The organism is Kribbella sp., from assembly GCF_035687465.1.
Classification (GTDB): Bacteria; Actinomycetota; Actinomycetes; order Propionibacteriales; family Kribbellaceae; genus Kribbella.
Genome location: NZ_DASRXP010000652.1, coordinates 39,507 through 48,669, shown reverse-complemented (window position 1 = coordinate 48,669; position 9,163 = coordinate 39,507). Strand labels below are relative to the sequence as shown.

At 67.5% G+C, this 9,163-nt stretch carries 10 protein-coding genes and 1 tRNA gene; 3 read left to right on the top strand and 8 right to left on the bottom strand.

Annotated elements, in window-relative coordinates; genetic code table 11:
- From VFG33_RS34915 to VFG33_RS34905, 3 genes are all read right to left on the bottom strand, one after another.
- Nucleotides 1-393: hypothetical protein (locus VFG33_RS34915; RefSeq protein ID WP_325057293.1), on the bottom strand; the 393-nt coding region annotated here is incomplete at its 3' end.
- Nucleotides 390-887 carry an Rv1352/Rv1906c domain-containing protein gene (locus tag VFG33_RS34910; protein ID WP_325057292.1) on the bottom strand — a complete coding sequence of 166 codons (498 nt, stop codon included), beginning with the start codon at nt 885-887 and terminating at the stop codon, nt 390-392. The genes VFG33_RS34915 and VFG33_RS34910, both read right to left, overlap by 4 nt.
- Nucleotides 888-972: 85 nt before the next feature.
- Nucleotides 973-1,203, bottom strand: a complete 231-nt coding sequence (locus VFG33_RS34905; RefSeq protein ID WP_325057291.1) for a helix-turn-helix domain-containing protein — start codon at nt 1,201-1,203, stop codon at nt 973-975.
- A gap of 113 nt (nt 1,204-1,316) precedes the next feature.
- Between VFG33_RS34905 and VFG33_RS41340 the strand changes: the two genes are divergently transcribed.
- Nucleotides 1,317-1,595 (top strand): helix-turn-helix domain-containing protein, encoded by a 279-nt coding sequence (locus VFG33_RS41340; RefSeq protein WP_414673008.1) that lies wholly within the window; start codon nt 1,317-1,319, stop codon nt 1,593-1,595.
- Here the strand turns inward: VFG33_RS41340 and VFG33_RS34900 are convergent.
- The 4 genes from VFG33_RS34900 to dnaG form a co-directional block, all read right to left on the bottom strand.
- Nucleotides 1,554-1,629, bottom strand: a tRNA-Asn gene (locus tag VFG33_RS34900). The two genes, VFG33_RS41340 and VFG33_RS34900, sit on opposite strands and share 42 nt — an antisense overlap.
- 104 nt (nt 1,630-1,733) lie before the next feature.
- A complete protein-coding gene (locus tag VFG33_RS34895; protein ID WP_325057290.1) occupies nt 1,734-2,258 on the bottom strand; it encodes a hypothetical protein in 525 nt (174 codons plus the stop codon).
- A 33-nt stretch (nt 2,259-2,291) separates the two neighbouring features.
- A complete protein-coding gene (locus tag VFG33_RS34890) occupies nt 2,292-3,176 on the bottom strand; it encodes a sigma-70 family RNA polymerase sigma factor (RefSeq protein WP_325057289.1) in 885 nt (294 codons plus the stop codon).
- Between the two features lie 120 nt (nt 3,177-3,296).
- The gene (gene dnaG, locus VFG33_RS34885) at nt 3,297-5,204 is read right to left on the bottom strand and encodes a DNA primase (protein WP_325057288.1); all 1,908 of its coding nucleotides are present in this window, start codon (nt 5,202-5,204) and stop codon (nt 3,297-3,299) included.
- 93 nt (nt 5,205-5,297) lie between these two features.
- Here dnaG and VFG33_RS34880 point away from each other — a divergent pair, with 93 nt between their 5' ends.
- Nucleotides 5,298-6,950: a glycoside hydrolase family 99-like domain-containing protein gene (locus VFG33_RS34880; RefSeq protein WP_325057287.1), complete on the top strand. Its 1,653-nt coding sequence runs from the start codon at nt 5,298-5,300 to the stop codon at nt 6,948-6,950.
- Here VFG33_RS34880 and VFG33_RS34875 read toward each other — a convergent pair.
- Nucleotides 6,947-8,188, bottom strand: coding sequence for an NAD(P)/FAD-dependent oxidoreductase (locus VFG33_RS34875; protein ID WP_325057286.1), 1,242 nt, complete (start codon nt 8,186-8,188; stop codon nt 6,947-6,949). The two genes, VFG33_RS34880 and VFG33_RS34875, sit on opposite strands and share 4 nt — an antisense overlap.
- A 166-nt stretch (nt 8,189-8,354) precedes the next feature.
- Here VFG33_RS34875 and VFG33_RS34870 point away from each other — a divergent pair, with 166 nt between their 5' ends.
- Nucleotides 8,355-9,086, top strand: coding sequence for a FadR/GntR family transcriptional regulator (locus tag VFG33_RS34870; protein WP_325057285.1), 732 nt, complete (start codon nt 8,355-8,357; stop codon nt 9,084-9,086).
- Nucleotides 9,087-9,163 lie beyond the last annotated feature (77 nt).

The following is a 9,163-nucleotide window of genomic DNA, read 5'->3' as shown; positions in this document are numbered from 1 at the left end:
GACGTGCACCTCGATGACGCCTCCGATCGTCGCGACGGCATCGAAGTACGACGTGTCGCCGTGACCCCATACCCGCTTTTCGATCGGCCCGGGAAGGATCTTGACGATCCTCGCGAGGTCGCCGCGCGGGTCCGCCGAGCTCATCAGGTGGATGTTCAGGTGGTTGCCGTGGAGTGAGCCCGCGAGCTCCCGCGGCACCGGTAGGCCCGGGTTCTTCTCGAGCAGCAACGCCAGCTCGTACAGCGCAGCGATCGCCTTGGCCCGGTTGCCCTGCTCGACGCAGGACCCTTTGGTGCCGTCGCCCGCGATGCACGGCGACGTGTTGCAGTCGGGACACAGGTGCCGCTGGTAGATCTCCTCGGCCAGGTCGACAGGCCCGTCGACGGTGCTCACTTGATCAGCTCCCACGGGCCGCAGCCGGACGTCGCCAGCGCGGCAACCTCAGGGCCGAGAGCGACCTTCTGCGGGCCAGGCCGAGCGAACCCGTTCGACAGGATCGCGCCGTACTCGCCCGTCAGGTCCGCGAGCCGGGCCCAGTAGCAGGTGAAGCCGCCGGCCGACTTGTAGGTGCCGCGCTTGATCTCCGCACCGAGCAGCCAGGTCCCGTCACCCGGGATCTTCTCGAGCAGGGGCGGTGACTTCTCGACCGGCTGCGGGACCGCCGGGCCAGGCTGCGAGGCGGGCGGGGCGACGTGCGCCACGGTGTCACCAGCCCTCGCGCTGTTCGCGTCCCACGCAACGACACCGGCGACGATCATGAGCATCGCCAGGACGCAGAGCGCGACGATCAGGGCAGGGACATTGGTGCGGGCGACGCTGCGCCTGGCAGCCGCGGTGGACTTCGGGTACTGCGTGGCCGGCGGTACCGGCTGGTGGTGGTGGTTCATGGGATGGCTCCTTGGGGATGGCGGAGCCGGGTCGACCGGGTCAGGGCGCACTCAGAACACCCCGGGGCCGCGGCCGACCCGACGATCAGGAAGCGGCCGAGTGCCGCGGGGCGAGCAGGACGTCCGGGTCGATGCCGAGTGCGGTGGCGATGTCGTGCACGTCGCCAACGGTCGCGGCGACCTCGCCGGAGAACCTGCGCGAGACCCACATCGCTGAGACACCGAGCTTGCTGGCGAGTTGCCTGGTGGTCACCCGCTGACGGGCCATCTCGGCGCGGATTGCCGCTGCCACATTCTGGTTGGCTTCGCTGCTCATGGCAGGAGATTGGCACGCTTAGCGTTCCACGTCAACCGCGCAACGACTCGGAGTATCTTTCTGAGTACAAATCGCCGCTAGCGCCGTGAACCGGACGCCGTTACAGTGTCGCTATGACTAGCACCGTGGTAGCGCCCTCGGGGGGCGCGCCGTCTCAGCTCATCGCGCGGGAGATCCGCGCGGAGCTTGCACGGCAGCAGCTGTCGAACAGGAGGCTGGCGCTCGCGCTTGGCGTCTCCTCGATGTGGGTCAACCGTCGTATCTCCGCTTGCGAGACCGAGATCACCGTAGAGGACGTGCAGCGCATAGCAGAGGCGCTGAACGTTCCCGTTCAGCGCCTGGTTTCTGCGTGGCTCCCGCGGTTGGACTCGAACCAACAACCTGCCGGTTAACAGCCGGCTGCTCTGCCAATTGAGCTACGCGGGATCGGAACCTGCTCTGTCCCCGATCCCTGAGGACCGGATTAGGTTAGCAGGCGCGGACCGAACCACAAAAATGGGATTCCGGGCCCGGCTGGGATCGCTTCCAGGTCAGATGCCGAACTCCTCCCGGACGGCTGCGAGAGCTGCCTCCGCGCGGTCGACCAGGCCGGGCTCGTCGGGCTGCAAGCCGTTGTCCAGAACGAAATTCCAGAAAACCGGGGCGTCTGCCTCGGCCGGATTGCGGCGGCCGACGATGCGGACTCCCTTCTTCCCGATGAGCGGGACGTGGCGTTGCACGAGCACGCTCGCGTCGATGCGCTCGCGCAGGAGCTGGCCGAAGCGGCCGGGGTCGTCTACAGCGAGGTCGGTGGCGCGCAGCGGGGTGCCGAACGGGGTCGTCTCGTAGACGTGCAGGACCGACTCTTCGGTGTTCCAGCCGGCCCGCTCGATCAGTTCCCAGCCAACCCGGCGAACCTTGTCCCCCTCCGGGAGGTAGACGGCCGAACGAGTGCCGGCGACCCAGCTGCCGTCAGTGAGTTGCACCGCCGCGAGGATGTCGTCGCGACCACCCGCGGCGACCCGCACGGCCTCGATCAGGTCGGAGGGCCAGGGGTGACGACGAAGTTTCAGCACGTTGCCATAGTCGCAGGGCGACCAAGGCCCCCGTCAGGCGGCGTAGTCGCGGAGGGGCTTGGAATGGTGACGAAGATGGCGTAGGGCCTCCTTCTCGAGGGCTTGGATCTGGTCTGGCGACAGGGAGAGGTGCTGGGCGGTCTCCTCGACGGTGGATTCGGGGGTGCCGTGGAGGCCGTAGCGGAACCGGAGGACTGTCTGTTTGAGGTCGTCCAGGAACTCGAGTTGGTAGTAGAGGTCGCGGCGGAGCGCGGCCCGGTGAGTGAGCAGATCGTCGTCGACAGGTTGGTCGGATTCGGTCAGGTCCAGGGATTCGGGGCGGAGCTTCCAGGCGTGGGCTCGTTCGACGCGGGCGACGGTCAGGCAGGCGCCGGTGGCGACCTCGGCTGTGGTGGGTTCGCGGCCCAGGCGTTGGGTCAGCTCGCGTTGGACCGTCGCTACTCGGCTGGCGTCTGTGTAGGCCTGCGCGGGCATTCGCACCAGGCGAGAGCGATCGGAGATGGCGCGGCCGATGGCCTGGCGGATCCACCAGATGGCGTAGGTGGAGAAGCGGTTCCCGAGCTTGTGGTCGAAGCGTTCGACGGCACGCATCAGACCGAGGTTGCCCTCCTGGATCAGGTCGAGCAGCGAGATGCCCTTGCCGGTGTACCGCTTGGCCAGGGACACGACCAGGCGGAGGTTGCCCTCGATCATGCGCCGGCGGGCCGCCTCTCCCAACTCCACGACAGCCCGGAGATCCTCCGCGTCCACAGGCGACCGATGGCGCGCAAGTAGGCGTTCGCCGGCCAGGAGGCCGGCCTCGATCCACTGGGAAAGCTCGTCGACCTCCTCCAGGGTCAGTAGTTCGTGCCGTCCGATCTCGCGCAGGTAGGTGACGAGCGCGTTCACGTCGGCGGGTTCACAGTCCAGTTCGGCCATGCCGGGATCCCCTCTCTCTGAAGGGATACTGCCGTGATTCAGCCGCCCGGAACGGACGAATTCAGCATCGGTGGACAACTACAGCAAGTAACCACCGAGTAACAGAGAGCCTGTGGATAACTAGAGGGCCCCGCCGATGGCCCGCTCGCGCAGTTCTGCGCGATATCGCTCCAGCGCGATCAGTTCGCCGAACATCCGGTTGTAGTCGTCCACCCGGTCGATCGGGTTGGTCCGCTGCAGTTTCGACTTCAGCTCGGCGATCCGCCGCAAGCAGGTCAGCTCCTGCAGCCGGGCAAGATGCGCGATGGCGTACTGCACGTCCGGCTCCCGATCCAACCTGATCGGATCAACCGCCAGCGCGCTGACGACAGCAGCCGCGGGATCGTTGCCCATGGCCTCACGCACCGCCACCACCCACGCCTCCCCAGGAGCCGCGGTAGCCGGCCCCCCGGTCTTCGCCATGGCCGAGCGAACAGCCGCCAACCACGGATGCGTGAAGTCCTGATCGTCAAGCTCGTCGAAGCCCTCTGCGACCAGCGCGGGATGCTGCATCGCGATCTTCAGGACATCCCACTCGATCACGAACCGCTGGTCCCGCGGCGACGGCAGGTCGACCCGCGGCGGAGGAGGTGGCTGCGACTCCGTCTGAACGACAACGGGCCCGCGATCCGGCACGGGAGCCGGCGCAGCAGGACGCGAAGCAGCCCGATGAACCTCGGACCGAACCTGGTCGACCTCCAGCCCGAGATGCCCGGCCAGCTCACGCGTGAAGGCATCCACCTTGGACCGATCCCGGATGCTCACTACCAGCCGCGCCGCGTCCCGCAACGCGTCGATCCGCGTATCCGCCCGGTCCAGGTCGTACTTCGACAGCACGTTCGACAGCACGAACCGATACAGCGGAACCCGCCGCCCGATCAGCTCACGAACAGCCGCGTCACCCTTCTGCAGCCGCAGATCGCAGGGATCGAGCCCGTCCGGCTCCACCGCCACATACGTCTGCGAGGCGAAAGCCTGGTCCCCACTGAACGCCTTCAACGCAGCCCGCTGGCCGGCCTCGTCACCGTCGAAAGTGAAGATCACCTCGCCGCGGAACTGATCGTGATCCAGCAGCAACTGACGAAGTACCCGCGCGTGGTCCTCACCGAACGACGTGCCGCAGGTCGCCACCGCAGTCTGTACTCCGGCCAGGTGGCACGCCATCACGTCGGTATACCCCTCGACGACCACAGCCTGCCGGCCCTTGGCGATCTCCCGCCGGGCCAGGTCCACGCCGTACAGGACCTTCGACTTCTTGTAGATCGGGGTCTCGGCGGTGTTCAGGTACTTCGCCTCGATCTTGTCGTCCTCGAAGATCCGCCGGGCGCCGAAGCCGATGACGTCTGCGCTCGCGTCCCGGATCGGCCACATCAGCCGGCCGCGGAACCGGTCGTAGAGGCCGCGCTGGCCGTCAGAGCAGAGCCCCGAAGCGAGCAGCTCCGCGTTGTTGAAACCGCGCCCGCGCAGGTGAGCGGTCAATGCCTCACCACCGCGCGGCGAGAACCCGACGCCGAACTGCACCGCCGCATCGCGATCGAAGCCGCGCTTGTCCAGGAACTGCCGGCCGGCCATCGCCTCGGACGCGCCGAACAGTTGCTCCGCGTAGAACTCGGCAGCCACCTTGTGCGCCTCGACGAGCCGCGGTCGCTGGTTCGGCTGCGACTTGGACATCGGCGCGCCGGAGTCGTCGTACCGAAGCTGGACGCCGACCTTCGCGGCCAGCGACTCGACGGCCTCGTGGAAGGTGATCTGATCGATCTTCTGGATGAAGTCGATCACGTCGCCGCCCTCTTGGCAGCCGAAGCAGTAGAAGAAGCCGCGGGCCGGCGTGACGTTGAACGACGGCGACTTCTCGTCGTGGAACGGGCAGAGCCCCTTCAGCGAACCACCGCCGGCGTTCTTCAGGGTCACGTACGAGCCGACGATCTCGTCGATCCTGGCGCGTTCGCGCACCAGCGCGATGTCCTCGTCCTTGATCCTGCCTGCCACGCGCTGAGTCTACGGTCCGGACGGAGCGGATGAGACCCCGGTCGGCACTAGCCTGTCACCGGTCTGGACCGAAACGTGAGCGGAGCCAAGATCTTGAAGCGCAATTCGATCCGGGTGACTGGCGTCCTGCTGCTCGCCGCCGCCGCTGTCGGAGCCGTCCTGACCGCAGGTCCAGTCCAAGCCGAGCAGCCCGCCGCAGCAGCGGCAGTCACCCGTACTGCGCCGTTGGTACCGCTGGTCGAACTCGTCTCGGCAAGCGGCGTCGGGCGGCTCTACAGCGCAGACCCACGCGAGGTCGCCTCCGCCACGGCAGCCGGCCTAAAGCGCCAGCCCGGGCAGATCGGGTTCCTCAGCCGCGAGGCCTCACCAGGCGACGTCCCGCTCTTCCGGCTGAAGCCCTCCCCCACCGCCGACAAGTGGCTCTTCACCGCGTCGACGCAGGAGCGGGACGCGCTCGTCCAGCAGAACTGGGTTTATGAGGGCGTCGCCGGGTATATCGCGACCACGAGCGCGCCGGGACTGGTCGAGCTGCGCAGGTTCACCAACGGCCGTGAATGGCGGCTGGCTCTCGAGTCGAAGACCGCCGAACTGCTCGCCGACGGCTACCAACTCGACGGACCCGCCGGGTATGTCCGGGAGAAGTACGTCCGCGCCGGCGCGGTGTATTTCGGCATGTTCCACGCAGGTGGGCACCAGCGAATCATCGACCGGACCAAGGAGATCTACGGCCGGGACAACGACTGGTGGGGTGGCGTCCGCGATTTCCACGACGGCACGCCGTACGCGACGGACAACTGGCCCGACAGCGACTTCTCCGACCTCAAGCCCGCTATCGGCTATTACGACGACTCGCAGCGGGAAACGCTCGAGAAGCACATCACCCAGGCGACTTCGGCGGGACTGAGTTTCTTCAATTTCTACTGGTACTGGGACAGCACGACCCAGACCGGCAAGGTCACCGATGCCGCACTGACCGCATTCCTTGCTGCCCGCAACAAAGACAGCATCGACTTCGCCGTCGGGTTGTGCGCGCACCCCTTCGACGGGCTGACCATCCCGACCGAGCAGTACGGCAAGGTCGCCGACGTGCTGACCACCACGTACCTGGCGCAGCCGAACACGCTGCGGACCAACGACGGCCGCAAGATCCTCAACATCTGCGATGCCCGTGGGCTCGGCGACGGCAGCAACGCGCAGATCAAGTCGTTCGTCGACACCGTACGCCAGACCGCCGAGGCCAAGCTCGGCGAAGACGTTTACGTGATGATCAACCACGGCGGGTTCGACCCGAAGCAGGTGCCCGCCGTCGGTGCGGACGCGGCATACTGCACCACAGACGGTCCGGCCGTCGAGAGCCGCTCGTACGACACCTACCTCAACGGGCAGCGGGCGTTCTACGCCCAGGCGCCTGGCGCCTACGGTCGCTGCGTGCTGTCCGACTTCGACGAGCGGCCGCGCTACCCGATCGAGGTCGTGGACCTGCCGGCGATCCGCTGGCTGCCGGACCAGTCAGTCGACAAGTTCCGCCGGGCAGTGAAGGCCGCAGCAGACGACATGGCGACGTCCACCCGGCCGTCGACCGTGGACAACCTGCTCTACATCTACGCGTGGAACGAGTGGCATGAGGGCGGCGTGATCGAGCCGAGCGAGCACAGCGGCTGCGACTACCTCGACGCCTTGCACGACGAACTCGCGCTGACCGGACCGGGCTGCGTGAGCAACCCGGCCGGACTACCACCTAGCTAGACCTCCGACAGCTCCACCGACGGGTCGGCCAACCGCGACGGGTCGACCTGTCGGCCCGAGCGAATCAGCTCCTGGACGACGTCGATCGCGCCCCACGTGTTCACGTGCATCCCGGCCAGTACGTGGTTCTCGTCATCCAGCCAGAAGGCCAGATACGCACCCGAAGCCGGGTCCCCACGCAGCACCACCTGGTACGACGTACCGCGTGGCACGTCGCCGGCGTACTCCATGCCGAGGTCGTACTGGTCCGTGAAAAAGAACGGGATCGCGTCGTGCGCCACGTCCTGGCCGACCATCGACTTCGCGGCGGCGACGCCACTGTCCTTCGCGTTCGACCAGTGCTCGACCCGCACCGACCGCCCGAGCAGCGGGTGGTTCCACCGAACCACGTCACCAGCGGCGAATACCGAAGACGCCGACGTCCGAAGGTCCGCCCCGGTGACGATGCCGGACCCGTTCTCCCGCGAAGCAACCTCGATCCCGGCGGCCTCGGCCAGCTCGGTGTTCGGTTGGACTCCGACTCCGACCACCACCAGGTCGGCCGGGAGCACCTCGCCGGTGGACGTCCGGACGCCGGTCACGTGATCGGAACCCTCGAAGCCCTCGACGCCGGTGTCGAACAGGAATCGCACACCGTGCTGCCGGTGGAACTCGGCGAACAACTCCCCGACCTTCTCCCCCAGTACCGAGGCGAGCGCGGTGGATTGCGGCTCGACGACGGTGACCTCGCAACCACGCTCGCGCGCCGCGGCCGCAGCCTCCAGGCCGATCCACCCCGCGCCGACGACGACCACCCGCGGCTTCGCGGCGTACGCGTCGGTGAGCGCCTGAGACTCCGCCGCGGTCCGCAGATAATGGATCCCGGGCAGGTCACCACCCGGTACTTCGAGTCGGCGGACCCGGCTTCCCATGGCCAGCAGGAGTTCGTCGTACGAGAGCTGTGAACCGTCGTCCAGAGTCACGGACTTGGCGGAGGTGTCGATGGCGGTGACGGTGGTTCCAAGGCGCAACTCGATCGTGTGGTCGTCGTACCACTGCCGATCATGGAGCTGCGCGACCCCGGTCTCGTCCTTGCCGAGCAGAACGCCCTTCGACAGCGGCGGTCGTTCGTACGGCAACTCGCTCTCGGTACCGATCAGCACGATCTCGCCGGTCCAGCCCTCGGCCCGCAGGGTCTCGGCTGCCGATGCTCCAGCCAGGCTCGCTCCGACAATGACAATCCGCTGTGAGTCGGTCATACAGAGAGGTTAATCCGTCGATCGCCGACACGACTCCACGCCGCCCGGCGCACCCCCCGGCAGCGAGATGGGACGTAGGATGTCGGGTGAAGGTAGGACGTCAGAGTGAGCGGGTCAAGGGGTGGCGCGGTGTAGATTGCGCGCAACCATCGACAGAGGAGGCAGGATGCGGATACGCCCGAGCGCTGCCCTCGAGGAGCGGATCATCGAACTGATCCACGAGCGCGACCTGGCCCCCGGTACGGCGATGCCGACCGAACCCCAGTTGATGGAACTGCTCGGCGCCAGCCGCAACAGCGTCCGGGAGGCGATCCGGGCCCTCCAGGCACTCGGCATCGTGGACATCCGGCACGGCTACGGCACGTTCGTCGGGCAGGCTTCCCTGAACGCGCTGACCGCCTCGCTGGTGTTCCGGGTCCGGTCCCGGGCCGGCCAGCGGATCCGCGCGATCCACGACCTGGTCGAGATCCGCGAACTGATCGAGACCGGCCTGATCGGCGACGTGGCGAAGGGGCGCACCAGCGACGCAAGGCTTGCCGCGCTGGAGGCGCTGGTGACGGCGATGGCTCACGACCTCGGTGCGGACCGGGCCTTCCACGCCCTGTTGTACGAGGGCTGCGGCAACGAACTCGTGCTGCAGTTGATCGGCCTGTTCTGGGACACCTACCACGACGTCGAGCACATCCTCGGCGAACCGGCCGACCGGACAGAGGAGATCCTCGCGAACCACCGGCTGATCGTCAGCGCCCTGCGGGACCGGGACCCCGATGCGGCCCGGGACGCGATGCGGCTGCACTTCCGCGACGTCCGGAACCGGATCGCGCGAGCCGAGAGCGAGGCCGCGGCCGAGCCCGCACCGACGGTCGGCGCGGCGGCCGACTCCCCCGAGGCTTCCTGAAACCTCCCCCGAGGCTTCCTGAAAGTCTCGCCGGACCCCTTGCCGAAAGACCGCTGGATCATTACGTTGACGGAGGA

Coding starts and splice junctions, on each gene's coding strand:
- VFG33_RS34870 (WP_325057285.1), top strand. CDS start 8,355: ATGCGGATACGCCCGAGCGCTGCCCTCGAGGAGCGGATCATCGAACTG.
- VFG33_RS34905 (WP_325057291.1), bottom strand. CDS start 1,203: ATGAGCAGCGAAGCCAACCAGAATGTGGCAGCGGCAATCCGCGCCGAG.
- VFG33_RS41340 (WP_414673008.1), top strand. CDS start 1,317: ATGACTAGCACCGTGGTAGCGCCCTCGGGGGGCGCGCCGTCTCAGCTC.
- VFG33_RS34890 (WP_325057289.1), bottom strand. CDS start 3,176: ATGGCCGAACTGGACTGTGAACCCGCCGACGTGAACGCGCTCGTCACC.
- VFG33_RS34910 (WP_325057292.1), bottom strand. CDS start 887: ATGAACCACCACCACCAGCCGGTACCGCCGGCCACGCAGTACCCGAAG.
- VFG33_RS34875 (WP_325057286.1), bottom strand. CDS start 8,188: ATGACCGACTCACAGCGGATTGTCATTGTCGGAGCGAGCCTGGCTGGA.